The organism is Zoogloea sp. GDB6, assembly GCF_056724105.1.
In genome coordinates this window covers 4,812,007-4,837,042 of the sequence record NZ_CM161497.1, presented here as the reverse complement: position 1 = coordinate 4,837,042, position 25,036 = coordinate 4,812,007, and the positions used below count along the sequence as shown (strand labels likewise).

Genomic DNA, 25,036 nt, shown 5'->3' with positions numbered 1-25,036 from the left:
GACTTATTCCTCTTTCATCGATGCAGCGAGGCGCTTGATCAGCGGGTGTAGCAGATAGTTGAGCACGGTACGTTCGCCGGTCTTGATGACGACTTCGGCGGGCATGCCAGCCTGCATTTGGCGATCACCCAGTTCCTTCAGGCCTTTTTCCGTCAGTGCTATGCGGGCCAGGTAGTAGGAGCTGGCGGGAGCGTTGGCACTGGGGGGTTCGGTGATCAGGTCGGTGGAAATGGAGACCACTTTGCCTTCCACTACCAGAGCCGGGGAGTGGGCGAAGGTCGAGAAGCGTACGTCGGTTTCCTGACCTGATTTGAGGCGGTCGATGAGGTGGGGGGGCACATGGGCCTCAAGCAGCAGGGATTCGTGGCGTGGCACGATATCCATCAGCTTCTGGCCAGGTCCGATGATGCCGCCGACAGTCTGGGTCGTCAGGCCAACGACCTGCCCTTCTACCGGAGACCGGATGGTGGTGCGGGTCAGTTCGTCTGTAGACGCTTTCAGCTTGTCGGCATCCGCGTCAACTTCCCGACGTACGTCTGCAAGCTGACTGTCCACCTCTTTGCGGTATTCCTCCTGGCGCTGGCGGGCACGGGCGCGGGCCTCGGCGATACCCTGGCGTGCGCGGAGGATGTTGCCTTGCAGATCGGCCATGGCACCGGTGGAGTCAGCCAGCATGCGCTCCAATTCCAGTTGCTTGTTGCGCGGGGCGTAGCCTTCCTTGACCAGGTCGCGGACGCCGCTCAGTTCTTCCTGAATGTTGTCATGCTGAACTTTGCGGCTCGCCAGTAGGCCTTGGTAGCCCTGGATAGAAGCTTCCAGGCCGCGGATACTCTCTTCATAGGCCAACTGGTCCGCGGCCAGCGCACTGCGACGGGACCGGAACAGACTTTGTTGGGTGTCCAGGGTCTGTTTCACCTGAGGATCGCTAGCTACCTTCTGCAGGTCGGGATGGAAGCTGATTCTGGTTTGTCCTGTCTGCTCCGCGACCAGTCGGCCTTCCATCGCACGGAAGGTCAGGTAATGTTGGCGGACCGCTTCGAAATTGGCCTGGGTGCTTGCGTCGTCGATGCGTATAAGGGGGGCTCCAGCCTTCACGAACTCGCCTTCCTTGACGAAGATCTCTGCGGCGATGCCACCAGTCAAGTGCTGGATGGTTTTGCGCTTGGTATCGATCGTTACGCTTCCGGAGGTGGGAACGCCTTCGTCGAGGGGGGCCAATGAGGACCATAGCAGGAAGCCACCCAAGCCAAGGCCGAGAACCCAAAGGCCGATACGGGCGGGGCGCTTGGTGTCGGTGGGCAGCGGGGCTTCCGTGTCCTGGGGCTGCTGGGCTGCGACGGGTAGGTCGCTGGAGTGGGAGGCGGTTTGATTGACCATAACGGTTTCTCTGGAAAATTTCGGGGGCGACTGGGGTCAGGCGGGCTGGGCCGCGGGGCTGTGACCCGGCTGGGTGGACGCTTGAGCCTGCAGTGTGGCTATGACGTCTGCGCGGGGACCATACAGGGCGATGCGGCCATCGTTGAGTACCAGCAGGCGGTCGGCAGCGTTGAGGATGCTGGGCCGGTGGGTGATGACGATAACGGTGCTGCCCTGTTGCTTGAGATCCTGGACTGCTTTGAGCAGTGCGGCTTCGCCGATATCGTCCAGGTTGGAATTGGGCTCATCGAGCACCAGCAGTCTGGGATCGCCGTACATGGCGCGGGCCAGTGCGATGCGCTGGCGTTGACCACCGGACAGCTGTCCGCCTGCCTGGCCCATCTCCGTATCGTAGCCATTGGGAAAGTGCAGGATCATGTCGTGCACGCCGGCGCGCTTGCAGGCACGGATGACCTTGTCCGGTTCCACATCGCCAAAACGCGCGATGTTCTCGGCGATCGTGCCTTCGAATAGTTCTATGTCTTGGGGAAGATAGCCCAGGTGGGGGCCGAGGTCGTCCCGTTCCCAGCGCTCCAGCGGTACGCCATCGAGCAGCACGCGCCCGTCGGTATAAGGCCAAATGCCGATTAGCGTGCGAGCCAGGGTGGATTTTCCGGAGCCGGAGGGACCAACGATGCCGATGACTTCGCCAGCCGGGAAGTCCAAGCTGAGATCCTTGAGAATGGCTCCAGGGCGAGCGGGGGCGGTGGCAATTACATTCTGCAGGCTCAGTTGTCCCTTGGGTTCGGGATGGACCAGGCAGGCGTCGCGCGGCGGGTTCTGGGCCAGGGTTTCTTCCAGGCGCAGAAAGGCCTTGCGGGCGGCCAGGAATGATTTCCAGCTCGTGACCATCATATCTACTGGTTGAGTGGCACGGCCGAGTAGAACGTTGGTGGCGATCATCGCGCCAGGGCTGAGCTCGCCGCGGATGACCAGTATCGCACCGGCCGCGAGGGCCAGGGACTGCTGGGTATAACGCACGAACTTGGTCAGGGCCTTGACGCGCTCGGAAATGTCGCTGGCGTGCTGGTTGAGTTTCAGGTAGTGCTGCTGACGAGTCTTCCAGTGAGCGCGCAAATTGCTGAGCATACCCATCGCTTCGATGACTTCGGCATTGCGCAGCTTGCTGTGGATATAGCCGTTGACCTGGCTGCCAGCTTCCTGCGCCGCTTCGATGGAGGCATGGGACAGACGGTGGGAGAGCCAGGCAATGCCGATGAGGATCAGCGAGAAGATGACGCCCAGCGCGCCGAGCCAGGGGTGCAGCATGAACAGTACGGCCAGATAGATCGGTGACCACGGCGCGTCCATCATTGCGAACAGCCCGTTGCCGGTGAGGAACTGTCGGACGTTGGCCAGATCGCTGAAGCCCTGGGTGGGGTTTTTGCCCTGCTGCCGCAGCGCCGCTTCAAAGCTGGCAGCAAAGACGCGGGAGTTCAGTTTCTGATCGAGCTTGACGCCCAGACGAACCAGCAGGCGCGAGCGGGACCATTCGGCAAAAGCTACTGCTGCGAAGCAAAACAGCATGACGATGGTCAGGACCGACAGCGTGACGAGGTTCTGACTGAGCATCACTCTGTCGAACAGCTGCAGCATGTACATTGTCGGAGTCAGCATCAGGATGTTGACTAGCACCGAGAACAACAGGCATACCGCGAACTCGCGGCGGAATGCCCACAGAATGGTGCGCAGCTCGCTGTGCTGGAAGGAGGAAGGAGTTTTCATCAGGGTTCGATGGGCGGAATATAAAGATCAGGCCGCGGCCGGCTGAGGAGCGGGTATGGCTTGCTGGGCGCCTTGCTGCAGGGCGGCGAGGACTTCGTCGCGAGGGCCGTAGGCCTTTGCTTGACCATCCTGAAGCACGAGCAGGTTGTCCACCGCGACCAGCACGCTGGTGCGGTGGGTAATGACGATGATGGTCGAGCCTTGGGCCTTGAGGTTCCGCAGTGTATGAACCAGAGAACGCTCGCCGGCTTCGTCGAGGCTGGAGTTGGGTTCGTCCAGCACGATGAAGCGTGGGTTGTCGTAGATCGCGCGGGCAAGGCCGATGCGTTGGCGTTGACCACCGGACAGTCGGCAGCCGTCGTCGCCAATGTTCGTTTCATAGCCATCGGGTAGTGACATGATCATGTCGTGAAGGCCGACGGCGCGCGCCGCTGCTTCCACCTTGGCCATGTTTACATCACCAAAGCGGGCAATGTTCTCGGCCAGTGCCCCGTCGAAGAGTTCAACTTCCTGCGGCAGATAGCCGAGGTGAGGACCCAGTTCAGCCTTGTTCCACGGATAGATGTCTACCCCGTCCAGGCGTACCTTGCCGTTGGCCGCGGGCCACACGCCAACCAGTAGACGCGCCAGCGTGGATTTGCCAGAGGCGGATGGTCCGATCAGACCCACAACGGTGCCGGGGGGGACGCTGAAAGTCACGCCGCGCAGGATGACCGCGTGGGAGCCAGGGGCGCCGGCAACCACATTTTCGACGGACAGTTGCCCCTTGGGTGCGGGCAGCGGCATGCCGGCGTGCCGCAGTGTGACGTTGCTGAGGAGGACGTTAAGGCGTGCATAGGCGCCCCGCGCCGCTACCACCTGTTTCCAGGCACCGATGACTTGCACGATCGGCGACAGCAGTTTGCCGCCGAAGGTCGAGGCGACGATGACCAGGCCACCGCCATGGGGAAAGAGGCCGATGATGATGAACCAGACGCCGGCGCCGAGCAGCAGGGAGGACTGGGATTGCTGCACGAATTTGGATAGCGCCGAGTAGGTGCCGGCCTTGTCGGAGGCATGGGCTTGTTGGCGCAGAGTTTCGTTCTGGCGTTTGAGCCAGCGCTTGTGGATGCCACTCTGCATGCCCATTGCTTCAATGACCTGGGCGTTGCGCAGGCTGTCCGCGGCGTAGTTCTGCGCAGCAATCGTGGAGCGGTTGGCCGCGCTGAGGGGCGCCTGGGTGTCCCTTTCGGTGAGCCACGCCAGGCCGACCTGGATCAGTGCGCCCACGATGGACATCCAGCCCATTTCCGGATTGATGTAGAAGATTGCAAAGATATAGAGCATCGACAGGGGAACGTCGATGATCGCGGTCAGTGCATGGCTGTAGATAAAGTCGCGTAGGGTGCGCAGGTCCTGCAGCACTTGAGCGGTGGCGCCAGGGATACCACGCAGATTGGCTTCGAAGACTGTATTGAAGATCCGTTCGTTGATGCGGGAGTCGAATTTCAGCGCGATCTGATGGAGGAGGCCGCTACGTACCCATTCCAGTGCCTCCATGACGATGTAGAGCAGGACGATCATCAGGGTCAGCATACCCAGCGTCGTCAGGTTTCGGCTGTTCACCACCCGGTCGTACACTTGGAGCATGTACACGGTAGGTGCCATGACCAGCAGGTTGATGAAGAAACTGAAGAAGATCACCTTGTGGAAGGCGGGTTTCTGCAGCAGCAATGCTTCGCGCAGAGCGGAGGGTTTTTCGCCGGGTTTCATGGCTGTTACCTGAAAGGGGGCTTAGATAGATGCCGGCTGGGGAGCGTCCGCAGCCGGGTGTGGAAGAGGGGTGTCTTCTGAGACCAGAACGTATTCGGGCAGGTCGCCGTTCTCGTCGAAATTGGTGTCCGTGCTGTCATCCCCGTCCGACTGAGGAGCTGCAAAGGTGAAGGAGAGTCGGTAGCCGTTTGGCGTCTGGGTCAGAACGATTTCGCGCAGCTTGTTTTCCTTGAAGCGCTGCACGTCGGCGTCGGTGAGATCGAGTTGGAACTTCATGCGCCCGTCGAGGGTGTACATGGACAGCTGGCCGACCTTGACACTCAGAGTGTGGCGGTCGAAATACACCGGCAGACTCGGCTGGAACTGCAGCAGCGGTAGTGGCTTGTCGGGGTTGCGAGCGACGTTGAACGGGCTTTGTGGATGCTGGAACAGCAACCGGCAGGTGCGTGACACCGAATAGATCGCATTGCAGACCATCTGGGAGCCGACTTGTGGGAAGCGCTCGCGCAGGCTGCGATAGGCCAGGTGATGCAGTCCGACCCGGTTCCAGCAGCGGGTGTCGCGCACGACAGGGGCCAGTGCGTTGCACACTTCTGCCACCGCCCTCTGCAGGGCTGAGAGACGCTCCAGCTGTTCGGGTTGGGCGTGGAGGGGGATGTGCACGGAAAAGTTCATATAGGAGAATGTACCATAAATTCTCCTATATGAACTTTTCCGCCTTTGTTCCCTTTACTGTTGCGGCATGAAAGGCTGTTGCCTGATACTGGGGCGGACTTCAGTTTTCAATGACAGGCAAGCATGTCCGATACATTGCGTTGGCTGGCTGTGCCGATGGCATGGCTGACGGCCTGGCTGACCACGCGAGCGTGCTGCCATCCCGCGAGTCGGCTGTATTTTCTGGATCATCCGAACGACCGTTCCCTGCATTCGCAGCCGATTCCGCGCACCGGCGGCGTCGGCGTGATGGCGGGTAGCCTGGTCGGTGTGGGGCTGGCTGCGGCGTCCGGATGGTTGCCAGTCAACGTCTTGTTGGCAGTTGGCGGGGCGAGTGTGCTGGCCTTGCTCGGGCTGCTCGACGACCGTCACACCTTGCCGGCCCGCCTGCGTTTTCTCGTGCAGGTGCTGGTGGCTGTCGGCTTTCTGTATGGCGCAGGCTTTTCGCTGGGATGGGCGATGGGGTTGCTGTTGTTGGTGTCGCTGGTGTGGCTGGCCAATCTGTATAACTTCATGGACGGCTCGGATGGACTGGCGGGGGGGATGGCTCTGTTCGGCTTCTCCGCCTATGCGGTGGCGGCTTATCTGGGAGGGCGCTTCGGTCTGGCCCTTGCATGTGCGGCCGTTGCGGCCGGTGCGGCCGGTTTTCTGTTGTTCAATTTCCATCCGGCCCGCATCTTCATGGGTGATGTGGGTTCGGTGCCACTCGGTTTTCTGGCCGGGTCTCTCGGCCTGGTGGGCTGGGGCGGCGGTGCCTGGCCGTTGTGGTTCCCGCTGCTGGTCTTTGCGCCTTTTGTGCTGGATGCGACGGTCACGCTGCTGCGGCGTGCCTTGCATGGCGAGAAGGTCTGGCAGGCGCATCGCAGCCACTATTACCAGCGGATGGTCCGGATGGGACTGGGGCACCGGGGGACGGCCTTGCGGGCTTATGGCTTGATGCTTGGAACGGGGATTTCGGCCGTGTTGATCTTGCCATCAGGGTTTTCGCTGCAGTGCGTCACGCTTACAATGTGGGCCATTGTCTTTCTGGCGGTCGGTGTGTGGGTAGACCAGCGCTGGCGGCGTTTCGAAGCCGCTGAAGCCGCCAAGCTGTGAAGGAAGTTATGTCCCGGTCATTGCTGGTGTTCCTGTCGGACCTGTTCGGGGTCGCGTTGACGTGGTGGCTGGCCTATCTGATCCGTTTCAATACCGATATCCCCACTGATTTCATGCCGGCCTTTGGGGTAGCGCTGCCCATTGTGCTGTTTCTGCAGGGCATGTTGCTGCGGGCATTCGGCCTGTATCGGGGAATCTGGGTCTTCGCCAGCTTGCCTGATCTACTGCGCATCCTGCGTGCGGTGGGGGTCGCCACCCTGGTGACGCCTTTGGTGTTGGTCGTCGCAGTGCGCTATCACCCGACGGTGCCGCGCCTGATCTATGCGCTGCAGCCCTTGCTGCTAGTCATGTACATGGGGGGCACGCGAGCCCTTTACCGGACCTGGAAGGAGTTCCGCCTGTATGGCGCGCTGCGTGCCCAGGGGCAACCTGTCATCGTGATGGGGGCCGGGGAAGCCGCGGTGAATCTGATCAAGGATCTGTCCCGCTCGTCCGAGTGGCGTGTCGTTGGGTTGCTGGACAAGACAGGCGAGCGTGAAGGGCGGGAGATCTACGGCTACAAGGTGTTGGGCGCCTTCTCGGATCTGGCGCGGGTGGCGACGGAGCACCGCGTTGGTCACGCCATCATCGCCCTGCCCCATGAGCGCCACGAACTACGCCGCAGCGTGACCAGCATTTGTGTACGGGCCGGCGTCAAGGCGTTGACGGTGCCGGCTATCGAAGATGTGATGCTGGGTCGAGTGAGCGTGGGTGATGTCCGTCAAGTGGATGTGGAAGACTTGCTGGGGCGCGACCCGGTGCGCATCAATGCGGCGGAGGTCAAAGAGTATCTGCGCGGCAAGGCCGTGATGGTGACTGGCGCCGGCGGATCGATCGGCTCCGCGCTGTGCCGTCAGATCGCCCGTTTCGAACCGTCTGTGCTGATCTGCTTCGAGCTGTCCGAATTTGCGCTATATCGCTTGTGCGAGGAATTCCACACCTATTTCCCGAACGTGCAGCTGGTGCCGCTGGCCGGTGACGTGAAGGATGCGATCCGTGTGGACGAGGTGCTCAACCGTTACCGGCCTCATGTGATCTTCCATGCGGCAGCCTACAAACACGTGCCGCTGATGGAGGATGACAACGCTTGGCAGGCGGTGCGCAACAACGCGTTGGGTACCTGGCAGGTGGCGCGCAGCGCGGTGGCCTTTGGTATTCCGCGTTTCGTGCTGGTGTCTACCGACAAGGCGGTCAACCCGGTCAACGTGATGGGGGCCACCAAGCGCCTGGCGGAGCAGGTGTGCCAGGCCCTGGCTGTCCAAGGGGGCACACAGTTCGAGATCGTGCGCTTCGGTAACGTACTGGGTAGCGCCGGGAGCGTGATTCCCAAGTTCCAGGAACAGATCGCCGCTGGTGGACCAGTGACCGTGACCCATCCCGAGATCACCCGTTACTTCATGTCGATCCCGGAGGCTGCCCAACTGGTGCTACAGGCTGGATCGATGGGCAAAGGGGGAGAGATTTTCGTGCTCGACATGGGCGAACCGGTGAAGATCGCCGAACTGGCGCAGGACATGATCCGCTTGTCCGGGCGTACTGAGGACGAAATCCGGATCGTATTTACCGGCTTGCGTCCCGGTGAGAAGCTGTACGAGGAAGTTCTGGCCGACAGCGAGGAGACCCGCGCTACCCATCATCCTAAATTGCGCATTGCGCGGGCGCTGCCGGTCGAGGAGGGCTGGCTCGATGCGCTGCTGCTGTGGCTGCGTCAGCGTCGTGCGGTGGATGCGCCTGAAGTGCGTCGGGAACTGCGCCGCTGGGTGCCCGAGTATGTTCCGGCCAACCAGACTGCGCCGCATCTGCGGTCGGTGGCGCAAACCGCCGGAGGACATTGAAAATGGCAACTTATGCAATCGGCGACATCCAGGGCTGTTTCCAGTCCCTGACCGCGCTGCTCAACCGCGTCTCCTTCGATCCGGCTCACGACCGCCTGTGGTTGGTCGGTGATCTGGTTAACCGTGGGCCGGATTCCCTGAACACCCTGCGTTTTGTGCGTGATCTGGGACCGGCTGCGGTCACCGTGTTGGGCAACCACGACCTGTACCTGTTGATGGTGGCCTATGAGGCGATTCGCAACCGGGGCAAGGACGACACCATCCAGGCGGTGCTCGATGCGCCGGATCGGGAGGTCTTGCTGGGTTGGCTGCGCACGCGCCCCCTGATGCATGTCGAGAACGGTTTTGCGATGGTCCATGCCGGACTGCTACCGGGCTGGACGGTGGAGCAGGCGCGCGCGCTGGCCCGCGAGGTCGAGGGGGCGCTGGCCGGGCCTTATCACGCGGATCTGCTGCATAACATGTGGGGCAGTGAGCCCGCCGCGTGGAGCGATGACCTGCGCGATTACGAGCGCATGCGGGTGATCGTCAATGCGATGACGCGCATGCGCTTCTGTACGGCGGATGGCGTGATGGATTTCAAGGTCAAGGGCGAGGTGACCAAGGCGCCGAAGGGCTATCTACCCTGGTTCGAGGTGGTGGGGCGGAAGAGCGCCGATACCACCGTCGTCTTCGGCCACTGGTCGGCGCTGGGCCTGCGTATCGAGCCCAATCTGATGGCTCTGGACTCCGGCTGTCTGTGGGGGCGCGAGCTGACCGCTGTGCGCCTGGAAGACCGGGCCGTGTTCCAGGTGGCCTGTCCGGGTCTGGCCCACGGCAAACCCAAACCCTCCTGAACGTTCAGTCGGCGATGCGTGCGGCGATGCTCTCCCGCGCCGCGTGGGCGATGGCCTTGCGGTCTGGTAGTTCGCCAGGCTGGAAGGCCGGCGCGACGCGTACGCGGGCGATGATTTCCGGCTCGGCGATGATCGCCTTGATGCAGTCGACCAGGCTGATGTCTCCGTCGTAGGCCGGAGCACGGGTGTAACGCCCGTCAGGCAGACGGTAGGTGATGGCCAGCGGCTGGATCGGTGCACCGGCTTCGATGGCCGGCTGCAGCAGCGCAGCGTGGAAACCCAATACGTGGCTGCCGTCGGTGGTGGTGCCTTCGGGGAAGATCGCCACGTGGCGGCCGCGGCCGAGCAGGTCACCGATTTCCCCATTCACGATCTTTGCGTGGCCGCGGCTGCCGCGGCGCAGGAAGACCGTGTCGTTCTTCGCGGCGAGCCAGCCGATCAGCGGCCATTGACGGACCTCGGCCTTCGAGACGAAGGCTGCCGGGTAAGCTGCGTTGATCACGAAGACATCGAGCCACGACACATGGTTGGCAACCAGCAGGCTGCCGGGTACGACGAAGGGCTCGTCGGCCTGCAGGCGCACGCCCAGCGTGCCCAGCAGGTGCGCAGACCAGCGCTGGCGCAGGCGCAGGCGCTTGGGGGCGGACAGGAAGGGGAAGGCGAACGCCGCCAGCGACAGGCCTTGCAGCAGGTGAACTGTCAGATGGGCGGCGCGGACGATGCGGGTCAGGCGAGGGGTGGAGCTGGCGGGTTTCAGTCCTTGCGTCCCATGAAGTGTTTGGCGTAGCGGGCGTCGAGCCGGGAAACCGGCAGCAGGATCGGCAGGTCGGCCGTGTTGAAGTCCGGATCCCAGGCCGGATCGCCGCAGATCCACGCACCCGCGCGCAGGTAGCCCTTGATCAGCGGCGGCGTGTCGGCGTCGAGATCCTGGCGCAGGGCCTGGATCGGCAGTGGCGTGCGGGGGAAGACCCGGTATTCGAGCGGGCACAGATGCTCGTCCTTGAGGCGATTATACAGGCTGGCTGCGGCATGCCCGCCGTCGGCCATGCTGATCGACGCACAGCCGATCAGGTAGTCGTGGTTGTTCTCGAGCATGTAGCGGGCGAGGCCGGCCCACAGTAGCGTGATGACGGCGCCGGAGCGGTACTCCGGGTCGATGCAGGAACGGCCGATTTCCACCATGCGGCCGCGCAGGTGGCGCAGGCGGGTCAGGTCGAATTCGCTCTCGGAATAGTAGTTGCCAACTTCGCGGGCCGCCGACGGCGACAGGATGCGGTAGGTGCCGACGATACGGCCGGCATCCTCGTCGCGCACGATCAGATGGTCGCAGAACGCGTCGTACAGATCACGGTCGACGCCCGGCGTGCGGCTCGACAGGCGGGCGCCCATTTCTTCGGCGAATACGCGGTAACGCAGTTTCTGGGCTTCCAGAATCTCGGTGGAGCAGCTAGCCAGCCCGACGTACAGGTTGCGACCGGGGCGTTGGGCGACGTGTTGTTCCTTGTGCAGCATTGACGGAATCCTCATTGGGTTTCCGCGCATTGTGAAAATGCTGCATTGCGGCGCCGTGAAGAGGGCGTTACGGACGTGTGACCGGATACTGCGTCCGGGCGCTTACTGCCTGGCGTTCATTCCGTGGGGGGCTTCGATCAACCCCACGGAATGGAATGGGCTCAGCGGCTGACGCGGGTGTTGCGGCCGTCCTGCAGCAGGCGCACGCGCTCACCGGGCTTGAAGTTCTCGCCGCCGTCTTCCTGCACGATGGCCAGCAATTCGCCGTTGTCCATCTTGAGGGTGACTTCGACGCCCTGCTTGCGGGTGAAGCCCTCTTCGGCCGCTGCACCGGCAATGCCACCCGCAACGGCGCCGACTACTGCGGCGATCGCTGCGCCCTTGCCTGAGCCAACGGTACTGCCGGCCACGCCGCCAATTGCAGCGCCGGCGACGGTGCCGAGTGGTGTGTTGGTGCCTTCCAGCTTCACCGGGCGGACGCTTTCGACGATGCCCATGCGCACGCTCATCACGCGCCGGGCTTCGGTCCGTTCGTAGTCGCCGCCACCGAGGCCGGATGCACAGCCCACCAGGTTCACCGTGGTCAATAGGGCGAGGGTCAGGGGAAGGATTCGCATCATGTTGTGTCCTTTTTTCACCACAGGGTTGAGCCGAACGCCGTGCGATAGGCATCGGCAATTTCATCGCGGCTGGGCGCGTGGTTCTGCCCGCCGCGGCTGGCGATCTTGAGGGCGCCCATCAGCGAAGCCAGGCGTCCGCTCTGGTCCCAATCCAAGCCATTCTCGATCCCGTACAGCAGACCGGCCCGGTAGGCGTCGCCGCAGCCAGTAGGGTCTTCGAGAGCGGCGGCACGGGCACACGGGATATCGAGGCGGTGACCACCGGTGTAGATCTCGGAACCTTCGCCGCCACGGGTGACGACCAACGCCTTGACCTCCTTGGCCAGTGCTTCAAGGCTGCGTCCGGTGCGTTCGCTGAGCAGGCGTGCTTCGTAGTCGTTGACCGTGCAGTAGTCGGCCAGTTGCAGGCAGGCCAGCAACTCTTCGCCGTTGAACATCGGCAGGCCCTGGCCGGGATCGAAGACGAAGGGAATGCCGGCCTCGGCGAACTGGCGGGAATGCTCCAGCATGCCGTCGCGGCCATCGGGGGCGACGATGCCGAGCGTGACGCCGGTTGTGTGTTCCACCTTGTTGAGGTGGGAATGGACCATCGCGCCCGGATGGAACGCGGTGATCTGGTTGTCGTCCAGATCGGTGGTGATGAAGGCTTGGGCCGTGTAGGTGCCGGGGACGTGGGTGACGTGGGCACGGGACAAGCCAAGGCGCTCGAGGCGCTCCAGATAGGGGGCGACGTCGTCGCCGACGGTGGCCATGATCAGCGGATCGCCGCCGAGCAGCTTGAGATTGTAGGCGATATTGCCGGCACAGCCGCCGAACTCGCGGCGCATTTCGGGCACCAGGAAGGAGACGTTCAGGATATGGATCTGCTCGGGAAGGATGTGATTCTTGAAATGGTCCTGAAAGACCATGATCGAATCGAAGGCGATGGAACCGCAGATGAGCGTGGACATGGTGTCGGCAAGATGTAAGCGAAACGATTATAGGAGTGGCCCGGCCGGGCCCGCTTCGGTGAGTGTTGCCGGATGTTATGCCGGCCGGTCTGCGCGTTCAGGGGTAGAACGCGTAGACCCGATAACCTGCTGCTGCAACGCCGGGCGCTTCGAAGCGGACCCGGGCTGCTACTTCCTTGCGGGCTGGGAAGGCGTCCGGCGGCATGTCGGCGGGCAGCCATTGCTTGGGCTCCAGAACCCGGCGGACCAGAGCCTTGTCGCGGGCATCGGTCAAGGTGATTTCCAGGTGTGGCCAGGCCTGGGCGAACTCGGCGCGGTTGCGTAGCGTGGCATGCAGTGTGAAGAAGGCCTCGCGGTTGGCGTCCGGCTGGATGTCGGAGCTTTCGATGGTGATAGAGGCCGACTCGCGGGGCAGTGGCAGTTCGCAGCCCATGCCCGCGCACACGCTCTCCATGAAGAGCCGCATCTGAGGCGACGACTGGGCGATTTCACTGCGGAATACCAGAATGCCCTGGGCGAGTATGGCGAGCACCAGTAGCGTGGCACCCGCTGCCCAGGCAGCTTGTTGCAATGGCGAGGGACCGGTGGGCTCTTCGATTTCCTCTACAAAAGGCTCGTGCTCGTCTTGTTCGAGTTCCGGCTCGCTCGTCGCTGTTGCTGCGATGGGGGGCTCAATCGGCAGCCCCGTTGAAGGCTGTTCTGCCGTCGGCGCAGAGGGGCGGTCCTGGTCCAGGGCCTGTTGGGGAGTGCCCGGTGTATCGTCCACGACCTTTTTGTGCAAGAGCGAGTCGAAGTCGAGTGGGCCGTCCTCGACGAAGGACGGGTCGGGGGGATTCTTCAGGTCGAGTTCGGAGGCGTCCGGCCAGTCGGGCTTGAACGGGAGCGGCGCGACAGATGCCTCCACATCCGTTGCGGCTTCGTCCTCGTCCTCGTCTTCGTCGAGGGCGAGGGGGCTATGGGTTGGCAGCTGATCCTTGGCGGTTGCCTTAGTCGCCGACAGCATGTCCTCCGCCAGCCGTTCATCGAGGGCTTCAAGGCGGATTTCACCGACCGGTTCGATGCGGTCGTCCGCGATTTCCGGGATGGCCGGGGTGGTGTTGGAGGGCGGGAGGGCCTCGTCCTCGAAGGTGATGAACGCCGGGGCTTCCAGCGCAGCACCGTAAGTGTCGGCTTCGGGCTGCGGGGGCCGAGGTGCGTCCGCCTCCTGCGCATCGTCGTTGGCGACGTTGTCGATAACCAGGGCCGGCGCGTCTTCCTGAAAATGCTCCTCGGTGGGAGGATTGCTCCCGGCCGAGGGGAGGTCGGACACAGACGACGCCAGGACGTCTGTGGTCGCGGGTGGCTTTTCCTGCAGGACGAACAGGGAGGGTGCTGCGCTCCCCGTCGGGGCCTGTAGCGGCTCCGGCGGGAGTCCGTCAGCCGAGGTCCCTTCCTCGATCTGATTCTCCAGCGCGTTGAAGGCGTGCTGGCACTGGCCGCAACGGACCCGCCCATGGCGGGCGTTCAATTGCTCTGGGCGCACCCGGAAGGTGGTTGAGCACGCCGGGCAGCGCGCGAGGATCATGACTCGGTTGACGCTGGCCGTTCGCCCTCGAGGCGGACCCAGCCGTCCAGGGTGGCACCCACGTGCAGGGCGATGAAGGGGGCGTAGGCCTCGATGACATCACCGGCCTGGGCTTCCAGTACCCCGGACAGGGCCAGCTTGCCGCCGGGTGCGACGCGGGCGGCGAGCAGCGGGGCCAGCATCTTGAGCGGATTGGTCAGGATGTTGGCGACGACCCGCTGGAAGGTGCCGTCGAGAGGCTTGGCGGAGACCTGCAGGTGCAGGCTGACGCCATTGTTGGCGGCGTTGTCGGCGGCGGTTTCGACGGCTTTCTCGTCGATGTCCACGCCGGTGACCTCACCCGCTCCCAGCTTGGCGGCGGCGATCGCCAGAATGCCGGAGCCACAGCCGTAGTCGAGCACACTGACGCCCGGAGTGATCTCTTCGGTCAGCCACTCGAGGCACAGACGGGTGGTTGGGTGCGAACCGGTGCCGAAAGCCATGCCCGGATCGAGCACCAGATTGATCGCGCCGGCATCCGGGGATTCATGCCAGGACGGCACGATCCATAGCCGGTCGGTGATGCGGATCGGGTCGAACTGGCTCTGGGTGAGCTGCACCCAGTTCTGTTCTTCGACCTCCTCAATGGTGAACGGTGGTACGGCGTCGAGCCCGACCGCCGCCGACGCGGTGGCCAGCGCTGCAGCCAGATCGGTGTCGGTGTCGAACAGTGCGACGACGCGGCTGTGGTCCCACAGGCTGGCCGGGTGCATGCCCGGTTCGCCGAACTGGGGTTTTTCCGCGTCAGTGCCGGCGTCGGCGTCGTCGATGCTGACCGACAGCGCGCCATGCTCCATCAGTGCTTCGGACAGGGCCTCGGCGCGGGTCGCGTCAGCCTGCAGGATGACTGAGATCCACATTCAGGCCTCCTTGGACGACAGTTGGAGTGAGTGGGGGCACTGCATCATCAGTTCTTGTTGACGTCGTTGCGGCCCGCCAGCTTGTGCTCCAGATAGTGGATGCTGGTGCCGCCTTCGACGAAGCGGGCGTCGAGCATCAGTTCCTGGTGCAGCGGGATGTTGGTCTTGATGCCTTCGACCAGCATCTCGGACAGCGCGATGCGCATGCGGCGGATGGCCTGGTCGCGGGTGTCGCCGTAGGCGATCAGCTTGCCGATCATCGAATCGTAGTGCTGCGGCACGGTGTAGCCGTTGTACACGTGGGAGTCCACTCGGATGCCCGGGCCGCCGGGGACGTGCCAGTTGCTGATCTTGCCCGGACAGGGCGTGAACTTGAACGGATCTTCGGCGTTGATGCGGCATTCGATCGCGTGGCCACGGAATTCGATGTCCTTCTGCCGGTAGCTGAGCTTCTGGCCGGCGGCGACGCGGATCTGTTCCTGCACGATGTCCACGCCGGTGATCATTTCGGTGACCGGATGTTCGACCTGCACGCGGGTGTTCATCTCGATGAAGTAGAACTCACCGTTCTCGTACAGGAATTCGAAGGTGCCCGCGCCCCGGTAGCCGATCTTGCGGCAGGCATCGGCACAGCGTTCGCCGATGCGGATGATGTGGCGGCGCTCGATGCCCGGTGCTGGGGCTTCTTCGATGACCTTCTGGTGGCGGCGCTGCATGGAGCAGTCACGCTCGCCCAGGTATATGGCATTGCCGTGCTGGTCGGCCAGTACCTGGATTTCCACGTGGCGCGGGTTCTCCAGGAACTTCTCCATGTACACGGTCGGGTTGCCGAAGAACGCACCAGCCTCGGAGCGGGTGGTTGTGACGGCGTTGATCAATGCTGCTTCGGTGTGCACCACGCGCATGCCGCGACCACCACCACCGCCGGCGGCCTTGATGATCACCGGGTAGCCGATGGCGCGGGCGATCTTGACGATCTCCTTCGGGTCTTCCGGCAGCGCGCCGTCGGAGCCGGGCACACAGGGTACGCCGGCGGCCTTCATGGCGTCCTTGGCCGAGACCTTGTCACCCATCAGGCGGATGGTTTCGGCGCGCGGGCCGATGAAGACGAAACCGGACTGCTCGACCCGTTCGGCGAAATCGGCGTTCTCGGACAGGAAGCCGTAGCCAGGGTGGATCGCTTCTGCGTCGGTGACTTCAGCGGCGGAAATCAGCGCGGGGATGTTGAGATAGCTGAGGGCCGAGGAGGCAGGCCCGATGCACACGGATTCATCGGCCAGCTTGACGTACTTGGCCTCTGCGTCCGGTTCGGAATGGACCGCGACGGTCTTGATGCCCAGCTCACGGCAGGCGCGCAGCACACGCAGCGCGATCTCGCCCCGGTTGGCGATCAGGAGTTTTTCGAACATCGCCATGATTTAGCCGATGACGAAGAGGGGTTCGCCGTATTCCAGCGGTTCGCCGTTCTCAACGAGGATGGCCTTTACGGTGCCGGCCACTTCGGCCTCGATCTCGTTCATCAGCTTCATGGCTTCGATGATGCACAGCACGTCGCCGACGGCGACGCTCTGGCCAACTTCGACGAGGGGCTTGGCACCCGGCGCGGAGGCGCGGTAGAAGGTACCGACCATCGGTGACTTGACCACGTTGCCGTCCGGCAGGGCCGATTCGGCTGCGGCAACAGGGGCTGCTGGCACGGCAGCAGGGGCACTGACGGCGACCGGCGCGGCAGGGGCCTGGGCTACATAGTTGACTGGAGCGGGACCAGCGATGTGCTTGGCGATGCGGACTTTTTCCTCGCCTTCCGTGACTTCCAGTTCGGAGATGCCGGACTCCTGGACCAGATCGATCAATTTCTTGAGCTTGCGAAGATCCATAGTATTCCCCTTGATATGTGAAGCGGCCGGCACCAAGGCCGGCCTGCCGATGTCTTGCTTTAGGCGCGAGCTGCGCGCAGACGGGCGAGGGCGAATTCGAGGGCGAGTTGATAGCCCTGGGCGCCCAGCCCGCAGATCACCCCTACCGCCTTGTCGGAGAAGTAGGAGTGATGGCGGAACGGCTCGCGGGCGTGGATGTTCGACAGGTGTACTTCGACGTACGGGATGGCGACGCCGGCAAGAGCGTCCCGCAGTGCGACGCTGGTGTGCGTGTACCCGGCCGGATTGATGATGATGAAATCGACGGCTTCGCTTTCCGCAGCCTGCACCCGGTCGATGAGCTCGCCCTCGTGGTTGCTCTGGAAGGACTCCAGCAGCACGCCGTCGGCCTTGGCCCGGCTTTCCATCGCCGCATGGATGTCGGCGAGGGTCGTCAGCCCGTAGATGCCGGGTTCCCGGCGGCCGAGCAGATTGAGGTTGGGACCATGCAGAACGAGAATCCGCGGCTGCGGGAGGTTCTCGTCGGTGGCTTCCTGGGTGCTGGTTTTGCGCGTCATGAGTGCAAGTTTGCCGTAATTACGCGCAAGTTGTCCACCGCGCGACCCCTGCGGTATGCGTCAGGACTTGCTCAGTTCGGCGAGTTTACGGTCCAGTTCCTGTTCGGACAATTCACCCAGTTTGATCAAGCTGATGTTGCCGTTGCGATCGATGACCAGCGTGAAAGGCAGGCCCTGGGCACTGTTGCCGAGTTCCTCTGTGAGCTGGACCAGCGATGGGTCGGCGATCACCAGCGGGTAGTCCACCTGCTGTTTGGCCTGATAGCCGGCGACGTTCTTGGCGGTATCGATGCTCACACCGACGAATTGAACGCCTTTGCCTGCATATTTGCGGCTCAGCGCCGAAAATGCCGGAATTTCCTTGCGACACGGCGGGCACCAGGTAGCCCAGAAGTTGACCACCAGCACTTTGCCCTTCCAGGCCGAGAAAGGTTGTTGGGTGCCTTTGGCGTCGGGCAGATCGAGGGCCAGCAGCTTGCCGAGGGCTGTACGCTGGGGCTGGGACAGGTTGGCCGTCGGCGTCGCGGCGTTGGCGCTCGTCGAGTAAGAGGTGTACAAGCCGGCGGCGGCGGAGGCCAGTGCGACGGCGGTGACGAGGGCGAGGGTGGTGCTGCGACTCATGGATGGATATGGGCTTCGGCCGGCGTTTCGTTGACGAGGGCTTCGACGATGGACAAGCGCGCGCGTTCCATCTGGCGTGCGCCGTGGCTGCCGCGACGGTTCAGGCGCTCCACGTCCGGGGAGTAGATGCGCAGCTTGAACGGGATGTCGTCCCAGTCGAAAACCAGGATCGCTTCGGGGCCATCGGGCTGGTTGCGGCGCGGTTCCCGGTGTTCGTAAGCGACGTTGTTGTTGAGAAAGAAAATCTCCACTTCCTTGGCGCTCTCGGGAAAAAGGTCGATTTCCACTTCCGAGTAGCGCCCGGCGGTGCCTTCCAGCACGGGCCCGGTGAGGTAGGGGCGGAAGGTCTCCAGTTCGCGCATCACCTCGATGGCCGCCGAACGCATGACGTGCTGGCGTTCGAGGTGCTCTTCGTCCTGGAAAACGGCGAGGTAAGTGCGGACTTCGGCTTCGATTTCCGCGTTGTTGGGCAGTTCGTCGGCGGCGAGGGCGCCGAGCTGGCGCGCGGCCTTGCGTTTGGCGAAGCCGTAATCGCTGATGCCGTCTTCGGCGATCATGCGGGCCGCCAGGGCGGCAATTTCACGGCGCAGGTTGCTGCGGTGTGGAACGGCAGGGCGCGGCATGGAAGGTCGAAGCTCCCCGTTCGATTAGAATAGATCCCATTCTACACACGACTGTTGCGGCACTGTTTCTGTCGCTTAGACGAATAATGCACATACACATTCTCGGCATCTGCGGAACCTTCATGGGCGGCGTGGCTCTCCTCGCGCGGGCTGCCGGTCATACCGTGACGGGCTGCGATGCCAACGTCTACCCGCCGATGAGCACTCAGCTGGAAGAGCAGGGCATCCGCCTCGTCGAAGGCTACGGGGTCGAACAGCTGGACCTGGAGCCGGACGTGTTCGTCGTCGGCAACGCGATTTCCCGCGGCAACCCCCTGCTGGAAGAAATCCTCGACAAGGGCCTGCCCTATGTGTCCGGCCCCCAGTGGCTGGCCGAGAACGTGCTGCAGGGGCGTTGGGTGCTAGGTGTGGCCGGCACCCACGGCAAGACCACGACCACCTCGCTGCTGGCCTGGATTCTCGAGGATGCCGGCCTGAATCCAGGCTTCCTGGTCGGCGGCGTGCCGAAGAACTTCGGCCTGTCGGCGCGGCTGACCGAATCGCCGTTCTTCGTCATCGAGGCGGACGAATACGATACGGCCTTCTGCGACAAGCGCTCCAAGTTCGTCCATTACCGCCCGCGAACGCTGATCCTGAACAACCTGGAGTTCGATCACGCGGACATCTTCGCCGATCTGGCGGCCATCGAGACCCAGTTTCACCATTTGGTACGTACCGTGCCGCGGCTCGGCCGCATCGTCGCCAACGCCGCCGAAGAGTCGCTGCCGCGGGTCATGCAGCGCGGCTGCTGGTCCGAACTCGAATGGTTCAACGACGCGGCCGGCTGGTCGGTGGCGGAGGGGGCCAGCGAGGACGAGGTGGTGATCCGCCACCTGGGCAAGGAGATCGGCCGCCGCCGGCTGCCGCTGTCCGGTCGTCACAACCGGGCCAATGCGCTGGCGGCGATCGCTGCAGCGCGGCATGTGGGCGTCACGCCGGAAGTGGCGCTAGATGCGCTGAGCCGCTTCGAGGGCGTCAAGCGCCGTCTCGAATTGCGCGGCACAGTGCGTGGCGTGGCGGTGTACGACGACTTCGCCCATCACCCGACCGCCATCACGCTGACCGTCGAAGGCCTGCGCCGCCAGGTCGGCGATGCGCGCATCCTGGCGGTGCTGGAGCCGCGCTCCAACACCATGAAGCTCGGTGTCATGAAGGACCAGTTGCCGGCCAGCCTGGCCCAGGCCGACAAGGTCTTCTGCTATGCCGCCAACCTGGGCTGGGATGCCCGTACGGCCTTGGCGCCGATTGCCGGCAAGACCGTGGTGGAGGACGATCTGGACGCGCTGGTTGCCGCTATCGTCGCCGAAGCCCGCGACGGCGACCGTATCTTGGTCATGAGCAACGGTGGCTTCGGCGGCATCCACGGCAAGCTGCTGGCTGCGCTCGGGCAGTAAGCCTGCTTATCGCGCCGATTCGGTAGTCAGCTTTTCAAAACGCCGCGGGAAGCCTGCTGCCGGTTGCCGGTGGCGGGCTTTTCTCTTCTGGAAAAGAGGCAGGGCCACCGCCAGCGTGACGCACAGCAGCAGCGCCGCGCCAGTGTTGTGGGCGACGGCCAGCGGAAGCGGCAGTTGCAGCAGCACGTTGGCAATACCTAGCCCGATTTGCAGGCCCAGTGCGTCGAGTAGCGCGATGCCGGCTCTGCGCAGGTGCTGGCGGGCCAGCAGGCGCAGGCCGAGGCTGCCGGCGACCAGCAGCACCACGCCGGCGAACAGGCGATGGGTCCAGTGGATGGCGGTCAGGGCGCTGGCCGGCAGCAGGGCGCCGCTGGCGGTGATGCCCAGTTCCCGGTCCAGCGTGAAGGCGTGGTGGAAATCCAGCGCCGGGTTGAAGCTGCCCTGGCAGGTCGGGAAATCCGGGCAGATGGCGGCCGCATAGTTGCTGCTGACCCAGCCACCGAGAGCGATCTGTACCACGACGGCGATGAGCGCCATCGCCGCGTGGGTCTGCAGACCGGTGCCGATGCCCGGGCCCGGACGGAAGATGCGGCCTTCGCGCAGCACGAGGGCCGCCAGCAGCGCCAGCGTCGTCATGCCGCCGAGCAGGTGGCAGGTGACGATCACCGGCTTCAGCAACTGGGTGACGGTCAGCATGCCGAGCGTGGCCTGTACCAGCACCACGGCGAGCAGGGCAAGTTCGAGCGTCGGCTTGCGTCGGGCGCGTTGCCGCCAGCCGAGCACTGCCAGGCCGGCGATGCACAGGCCCAGCGTGCCGGCGGCGTAGCGGTGGATCATTTCTTTCCAGGCTTTGCCGGCCTCGACGCGCTGGCCGAAGGCCGCTTCGGCGGCGCTCACTTCGTGGGCATGTTCGGGCACGCCGACCAGCTTGCCGTAGCAGCCGGGCCAGTCGGGACAGCCGAGGCCGGCATCGGACAGGCGCACCCAGGCGCCGAGGGACACCACCACAAGGGCAAGCAGAAAGGCGACGATAGCCAGGGTACGCCGGCCGGACGGGCGGGTCCTCATGCCATGCGGTCCAGGAAGAGGGCCACGAACAGGCCGGTGAGGTAGATCAGCGAATAGCGGAAGGCGTGCCGCGCACGGGCGTCCGAGTAATCGCGCCACAGGATCCAGGCTTCCCGCAGATAGCCGAGGTTGAGCAGACTGACCAGCGCCGCATAGATGCCGCCGGACAGGCCCAGCGTGCAGGGCAGGTAGGACACGGCCGCCAGCAGCACGGTGTACAGCAGGATGTGCAGGCAGGTCAGCGGCACGCCGTGGCTGACCGGCAGCATCGGCAGGCCGGCGCGGGCGTATTCCTCGCGCCGGTAGCAGGCCAGCGCCCAGAAGTGCGGCGGCGTCCACAGGAAGATGATGAGGAACAAGGCCAGCGCCGGCAGGCCGATGTTGTTCGTCATCGCCGCCCAGCCGAGCACCGGTGGCATGGCGCCGGAAGCGCCGCCGATGACGATGTTCATTGGTGTGGCCGGCTTCAGGATCACGGTGTAGACGATCGCGTAGCCGAGGAAGGTGGCGAGGGTCAGCCACATGGTCAGCGGATTGACCGCCACGTGCAGTAGCCACAGGCCCGAGCCGCCGGTCAGGCAGGCCAGGCCGAGGGTTTCGGCGGGGCTGATCAGCCCCAGCGGCAGCGGGCGGCCGCGGGTGCGCGCCATGCGGGCGTCGATGCTCCGCTCCACGAGGCAGTTGATCGCCGCGGCGGCGCCGGCCACCAGCGCGATGCCGACGGTGGCGGCGAGCATCCGGCCGGCCGGCGGCCAGCCGGGCACTGCGAGGAACATGCCGATCAACGCGGTGAACACGATCAGGCTGTTCACCCGCGGCTTGCACTGGGTCAGGAAGGCGCCGAGGCGCAGGCCAAGGGGGGCGGGGGCGGCGGTGCTGCGGAGGGTCGTCGGCATAGCGGGTCTCCGGGGTTGTTGTCAGCCGGCCCACGCATAGCGGAGCAGGCGTTCCATGTCCTTCAGGATGCCGCGCGGGTCGGCGTCGGGGGCGTAGCGCAGGATGATCTTGCCCAGCGGATCGACCACGTACACGCGGTGGCCGCGGCCATCCAGGTCGAAGGCCGCGCGGGCCGCGGCGCTGCGTGCCACGGCGGCGTGCAGGTCGGGTTGCAGGGCGTGCAGCGGGGCGACGTCGGGCGCTGCCTGATCGGACAGCCAGGTGCGCTGGACCCGTGGCATCTGCTTGTAGAGGGCGACGTGGATCTGGCGGGTGGCGACGATCCAGTTGCGGCAGGCGGCGTCGCAGGGGCCGGGGCCGGCGACCACCAGGCTCCAGTGGCCGTCGAAGTCCTGTTCGCCGAGGGGCTGGCCGACGGCGTCGGCCAGCGGCGGCAGCGCGCGCGGCGGCGACAGCAGTTCGCCGTGGTTGCCGGGCTGGTCCGGGTGCCAGCCCCAGGCATACAGCCCTGCGCCGATGGCGAAGGGCATCAGCAGCAGGGCCAGGATCAGCAGCAGCGGGCGGTAGCGGCGCATCAGCGGCGCCTCCAGCCGAGGGCCAGCCAGATCAGCATTGAGGAGGCCGCGAAGCCGTACCACTGGTAAGCGTAGGAAAGATGGCGCTCGAGGCGCTCGTCCGGGCGCGGCCAGTCGCGCACGAAGCCGGCCGGCGCGGCAGCATCCAGTTGCACCACCACCGGCTGCACCGGCCACGGGACGAGCCGGACGAAGCGCGCCAGGTCGAGGTTCTGCCAGACCGGCTGCCAGGCGCCGTTGCTGCTGTCGCCGCTCAGCGTGAAGAAGCGGGTGCCCGGTATGACGGCGGTGCCGCGCAGCTCCAGCGGGCCGCTCGGCGTATCCACCGCGGGAATGTCGGCGTGGCGGGCGGAAGCCGGAATCCAGCCGCGGTTCACCAGCACGCGCATGTTGCCGCCGTCGATGTGGAAGGGCGTGATCACGTGGTAGCCGGCCTGTTCCCGATAAACACGGTTATCGACGAGGAACTGGCGTTCGGTCTCGAAGCGGCCGCGGATCAGCACCGGCCGCGAGCGCAGGCTGTCGGCGTCGGCCAGCGTGTTGCCAAGGCTCACCGGTGCGTCGGTGCTGCGCTGGTCGAGCAGGGCCTGGGCGGCCTGCTTGCGTTCGGCCTTGCCGTACTGCCAATTGCCGAGCTGGAGGCAGCCTGCGGCGACGGCCAGCGCGAGTGCGCCGCCCCACAGGGAGGGGTGGAGGCGGCGGCCGCTTGTGATGGCCCGGACGCCGGCGCACAATCGGCGAACCGGGTTCGGGGAGCGGGCTGTGGCATTCAAGTTGGCCGTGGTGTTCATGCTGTTGCTGGTGGTCGGCAGCCTCTTTTCGGGCTTGTTTTTCCTTTATCGCGACAGGGGCAACGGCGACCGGGTTGTGCGGGCGCTCACCTTGCGCGTCTCCCTCTCCCTTTTGCTCTTTCTCGGCCTGCTGCTGGCCTGGCATTTCGGCGCCGTGGGGCGCTAGAGCCAATAGACCACGACGAACAGCAGCAGCCACACCACATCCACGAAGTGCCAGTACCAGGCCACCGCCTCGAAGGCGAAGTGGCGCCTGGCGTCGAAGTGTCCGGCCAGGCAGCGGCCGGCGACGACGGCCAGCATGATCGCGCCGAGCGTCACGTGGAAACCGTGGAAACCGGTCAGCATGAAGAAGGTCGCGCCATACACGCCGGCGCCCATCGTCAGGCCCATCTCGGTGTAGGCGTGGTGGTATTCGTAGGCCTGGAAGCCGAGGAAGATCACGCCGAGCAGCACGGTGAGGATCAGGCCCAGGTTGAGCTGGCTGCGGGAGCCCTTCATCAGGCCCCAGTGGGCAAAGGTCAGTGTGACGCCGGAGCTCAGCAGCAGCGCCGTGTTGATCGCCGGGATGCCCCAGGCGCCCATCGGCGTGAACGGGGCGCCCTTCGGGCCGGCAGTCGGCCAGGCGGCGGTGAAGTCTTTGTACAGCGTGAAGGCCGGGTCCATGTGGGCGAGGGCCGGCACCGAGATGTTGCGGCAGTAGAACAGCGCACCGAAGAAGGCCGCGAAGAACATCACCTCCGAACCGATGAACCACACCATGCCCTGGCGGAAGGACTTGTCCTCCCAGTCGGTGTAGGCGCCGCGCTGGTTTTCGGCGATCACTGCGCCGAACCACTTGAACAGCACGAAGATGATCACCGACGCGCCGCCGGCCATCACCCACGGCCCCGGCGCGAACTTGTTCATCAGCAGGATGAAGCCCAGTGCCAGCAGGAACATACCGCCCGACAGGAAGACCGGGTAGAGGGTCGGCTGCGGCACATAGTAGTGGCCGGCGTGCGGCGCGGCGGAGTTGGCGTGCGAGGCGTTCAAGGCGGACTCCCTAGTTAGGATTCGGTGCCGGGAAGAAGGCGTAGGCCAGCGTCAGTTCGCTGACTTCCTCGCCGATGTCGCCGTCGATGACGAAGGTCAGGGCCATCTCGCGGCTCTCGCCGGGGGCGAGGGTCTGTTGCTTGAAGCAGAAGCAGTCGAGCTTGCGGAAATGGCGGGCCGCCACGGTTGGCGACACGCTGGGCACGGCCTGGCCGACGATGGTCTTGTCGGACAAGTTGCGGACCAGGAAGCGGGTGGTGCGCAGTTCGCCGGGGTGGAGCTCGATGGACGGCTCGAGGGGGCGGATCTCCCACGGCAGGCCCGGCATCAGCGTGGCGGTGAATTGCACGCCGAGGCTGCGGGCGTAATTCACCGCGCTCGGCGGTATGTCCTTAGTCTCGATGGCGTCCTTCAGCGTCTTGCCGTTGAACCCGACCGCCCGGCACAGGGTGTCGTAAAGGGGCACCAGTGCGAAGCCGAAGGCGAAGAAGGCCGCCGCGATCAGTAGCAGACGGACCACCAGTCTGCCGTGCCGCCGCGGCGGTGGATTGAGGGCGGCCTCGCGCATGGCGCCGTCAGCGCTCGATGAGGAAGCCGATCAG

The 25,036-nt window shown here is 64.6% G+C and carries 26 protein-coding genes; 5 read left to right on the top strand and 21 right to left on the bottom strand.

Features of this window, described 5'->3' with window-relative positions; all coding sequences use genetic code 11:
• Positions 1 to 3 precede the first annotated feature (3 nt).
• The 4 genes from AC1PQG_RS22110 to AC1PQG_RS22095 are packed head-to-tail and all read right to left on the bottom strand — an operon-like array spanning position 4 to position 5,556.
• A complete protein-coding gene (locus AC1PQG_RS22110; protein ID WP_481119891.1) occupies positions 4 to 1,377 on the bottom strand; it encodes an HlyD family type I secretion periplasmic adaptor subunit in 1,374 nt (457 codons plus the stop codon).
• A 36-nt stretch (positions 1,378 to 1,413) separates the two neighbouring features.
• Positions 1,414 to 3,141 (bottom strand): type I secretion system permease/ATPase, encoded by a 1,728-nt coding sequence (locus tag AC1PQG_RS22105; RefSeq protein WP_481119890.1) that lies wholly within the window; start codon positions 3,139 to 3,141, stop codon positions 1,414 to 1,416.
• Between the two features lie 27 nt (positions 3,142 to 3,168).
• Positions 3,169 to 4,893, bottom strand: a complete 1,725-nt coding sequence (locus tag AC1PQG_RS22100) for a type I secretion system permease/ATPase (protein WP_481119889.1) — start codon at positions 4,891 to 4,893, stop codon at positions 3,169 to 3,171.
• A 21-nt stretch (positions 4,894 to 4,914) separates the two neighbouring features.
• A complete protein-coding gene (locus AC1PQG_RS22095) occupies positions 4,915 to 5,556 on the bottom strand; it encodes a hypothetical protein (protein ID WP_481119888.1) in 642 nt (213 codons plus the stop codon).
• Positions 5,557 to 5,691: 135 nt separating this feature from the next.
• Here AC1PQG_RS22095 and AC1PQG_RS22090 point away from each other — a divergent pair, with 135 nt between their 5' ends.
• From AC1PQG_RS22090 to AC1PQG_RS22080, 3 genes are read left to right on the top strand one after another with little or no spacing between them, the layout of a single operon-like run.
• On the top strand, positions 5,692 to 6,702 hold the full coding sequence (locus tag AC1PQG_RS22090; protein WP_481119887.1) for an MraY family glycosyltransferase: 1,011 nt from the start codon (positions 5,692 to 5,694) through the stop codon (positions 6,700 to 6,702).
• A gap of 8 nt (positions 6,703 to 6,710) precedes the next feature.
• Positions 6,711 to 8,576, top strand: coding sequence for a polysaccharide biosynthesis protein (locus tag AC1PQG_RS22085; protein WP_481119886.1), 1,866 nt, complete (start codon positions 6,711 to 6,713; stop codon positions 8,574 to 8,576).
• A gap of 2 nt (positions 8,577 to 8,578) precedes the next feature.
• A complete protein-coding gene (locus tag AC1PQG_RS22080; protein WP_481119885.1) occupies positions 8,579 to 9,412 on the top strand; it encodes a symmetrical bis(5'-nucleosyl)-tetraphosphatase in 834 nt (277 codons plus the stop codon).
• A gap of 4 nt (positions 9,413 to 9,416) precedes the next feature.
• Here the strand turns inward: AC1PQG_RS22080 and AC1PQG_RS22075 are convergent, their stop codons facing one another.
• From AC1PQG_RS22075 to AC1PQG_RS22025, 11 genes are all read right to left on the bottom strand, one after another.
• Positions 9,417 to 10,280: a lysophospholipid acyltransferase family protein gene (locus tag AC1PQG_RS22075; RefSeq protein WP_481123045.1), complete on the bottom strand. Its 864-nt coding sequence runs from the start codon at positions 10,278 to 10,280 to the stop codon at positions 9,417 to 9,419.
• On the bottom strand, positions 10,166 to 10,939 hold the full coding sequence (locus AC1PQG_RS22070; RefSeq protein WP_481119884.1) for a GNAT family N-acetyltransferase: 774 nt from the start codon (positions 10,937 to 10,939) through the stop codon (positions 10,166 to 10,168). Before AC1PQG_RS22070 ends, AC1PQG_RS22075 begins: the two co-directional genes overlap by 115 nt.
• A 146-nt stretch (positions 10,940 to 11,085) precedes the next feature.
• Positions 11,086 to 11,544 carry an outer membrane lipoprotein gene (locus AC1PQG_RS22065; RefSeq protein WP_481119883.1) on the bottom strand — a complete coding sequence of 153 codons (459 nt, stop codon included), beginning with the start codon at positions 11,542 to 11,544 and terminating at the stop codon, positions 11,086 to 11,088.
• A 14-nt stretch (positions 11,545 to 11,558) separates the two neighbouring features.
• Complete coding sequence (locus AC1PQG_RS22060) at positions 11,559 to 12,494, bottom strand: carbohydrate kinase family protein (RefSeq protein ID WP_481119882.1); 936 nt, start codon at positions 12,492 to 12,494, stop codon at positions 11,559 to 11,561.
• Positions 12,495 to 12,591: 97 nt separating this feature from the next.
• Positions 12,592 to 14,058, bottom strand: coding sequence for a DUF3426 domain-containing protein (locus AC1PQG_RS22055; RefSeq protein ID WP_481119881.1), 1,467 nt, complete (start codon positions 14,056 to 14,058; stop codon positions 12,592 to 12,594).
• Positions 14,055 to 14,957, bottom strand: a complete 903-nt coding sequence (prmA, locus tag AC1PQG_RS22050) for a 50S ribosomal protein L11 methyltransferase (protein WP_481119880.1) — start codon at positions 14,955 to 14,957, stop codon at positions 14,055 to 14,057. Before prmA ends, AC1PQG_RS22055 begins: the two co-directional genes overlap by 4 nt.
• A gap of 47 nt (positions 14,958 to 15,004) precedes the next feature.
• Positions 15,005 to 16,366 (bottom strand): acetyl-CoA carboxylase biotin carboxylase subunit, encoded by a 1,362-nt coding sequence (gene accC / locus AC1PQG_RS22045; protein WP_481123044.1) that lies wholly within the window; start codon positions 16,364 to 16,366, stop codon positions 15,005 to 15,007.
• Positions 16,367 to 16,375: 9 nt separating this feature from the next.
• Entirely contained in the window at positions 16,376 to 16,834 is a 459-nt protein-coding gene (gene accB, locus AC1PQG_RS22040) for an acetyl-CoA carboxylase biotin carboxyl carrier protein (RefSeq protein WP_481119879.1), read from the bottom strand.
• A gap of 59 nt (positions 16,835 to 16,893) precedes the next feature.
• The gene (aroQ, locus tag AC1PQG_RS22035) at positions 16,894 to 17,391 is read right to left on the bottom strand and encodes a type II 3-dehydroquinate dehydratase (RefSeq protein WP_481119878.1); all 498 of its coding nucleotides are present in this window, start codon (positions 17,389 to 17,391) and stop codon (positions 16,894 to 16,896) included.
• Positions 17,392 to 17,451: 60 nt separating this feature from the next.
• The gene (locus AC1PQG_RS22030) at positions 17,452 to 18,012 is read right to left on the bottom strand and encodes a TlpA family protein disulfide reductase (RefSeq protein WP_481119877.1); all 561 of its coding nucleotides are present in this window, start codon (positions 18,010 to 18,012) and stop codon (positions 17,452 to 17,454) included.
• Positions 18,009 to 18,635, bottom strand: coding sequence for a hypothetical protein (locus AC1PQG_RS22025; RefSeq protein WP_481119876.1), 627 nt, complete (start codon positions 18,633 to 18,635; stop codon positions 18,009 to 18,011). The genes AC1PQG_RS22030 and AC1PQG_RS22025 overlap by 4 nt, the downstream gene beginning before the upstream one ends.
• An 86-nt stretch (positions 18,636 to 18,721) precedes the next feature.
• On the opposite strand from AC1PQG_RS22025, the gene mpl reads away from it, so the two are divergent.
• Positions 18,722 to 20,068, top strand: a complete 1,347-nt coding sequence (gene mpl / locus AC1PQG_RS22020; protein ID WP_481119875.1) for a UDP-N-acetylmuramate:L-alanyl-gamma-D-glutamyl-meso-diaminopimelate ligase — start codon at positions 18,722 to 18,724, stop codon at positions 20,066 to 20,068.
• 6 nt (positions 20,069 to 20,074) lie between these two features.
• Here the strand turns inward: mpl and AC1PQG_RS22015 are convergent, their stop codons facing one another.
• From AC1PQG_RS22015 to AC1PQG_RS22000, 4 genes are read right to left on the bottom strand one after another with little or no spacing between them, the layout of a single operon-like run.
• Positions 20,075 to 21,136 carry a COX15/CtaA family protein gene (locus AC1PQG_RS22015; protein ID WP_481119874.1) on the bottom strand — a complete coding sequence of 354 codons (1,062 nt, stop codon included), beginning with the start codon at positions 21,134 to 21,136 and terminating at the stop codon, positions 20,075 to 20,077.
• Positions 21,133 to 22,032, bottom strand: coding sequence for a heme o synthase (gene cyoE / locus AC1PQG_RS22010; protein ID WP_481119873.1), 900 nt, complete (start codon positions 22,030 to 22,032; stop codon positions 21,133 to 21,135). The genes AC1PQG_RS22015 and cyoE overlap by 4 nt, the downstream gene beginning before the upstream one ends.
• 21 nt (positions 22,033 to 22,053) lie before the next feature.
• On the bottom strand, positions 22,054 to 22,608 hold the full coding sequence (locus AC1PQG_RS22005; RefSeq protein ID WP_481119872.1) for a hypothetical protein: 555 nt from the start codon (positions 22,606 to 22,608) through the stop codon (positions 22,054 to 22,056).
• Positions 22,608 to 23,342: an SURF1 family protein gene (locus AC1PQG_RS22000; RefSeq protein ID WP_481119871.1), complete on the bottom strand. Its 735-nt coding sequence runs from the start codon at positions 23,340 to 23,342 to the stop codon at positions 22,608 to 22,610. Before AC1PQG_RS22000 ends, AC1PQG_RS22005 begins: the two co-directional genes overlap by 1 nt.
• A gap of 28 nt (positions 23,343 to 23,370) precedes the next feature.
• On the opposite strand from AC1PQG_RS22000, the gene AC1PQG_RS21995 reads away from it, so the two are divergent.
• Complete coding sequence (locus AC1PQG_RS21995) at positions 23,371 to 23,565, top strand: twin transmembrane helix small protein (protein ID WP_481119870.1); 195 nt, start codon at positions 23,371 to 23,373, stop codon at positions 23,563 to 23,565.
• Here the strand turns inward: AC1PQG_RS21995 and AC1PQG_RS21990 are convergent.
• Together AC1PQG_RS21990 and AC1PQG_RS21985 are read right to left on the bottom strand one after the other, a co-directional pair.
• Complete coding sequence (locus AC1PQG_RS21990; protein WP_481119869.1) at positions 23,562 to 24,434, bottom strand: cytochrome c oxidase subunit 3; 873 nt, start codon at positions 24,432 to 24,434, stop codon at positions 23,562 to 23,564. The two genes, AC1PQG_RS21995 and AC1PQG_RS21990, sit on opposite strands and share 4 nt — an antisense overlap.
• Before the next feature lie 10 nt (positions 24,435 to 24,444).
• Complete coding sequence (locus tag AC1PQG_RS21985) at positions 24,445 to 25,002, bottom strand: cytochrome c oxidase assembly protein (RefSeq protein ID WP_481119868.1); 558 nt, start codon at positions 25,000 to 25,002, stop codon at positions 24,445 to 24,447.
• Positions 25,003 to 25,036: the final 34 nt, after the last annotated feature.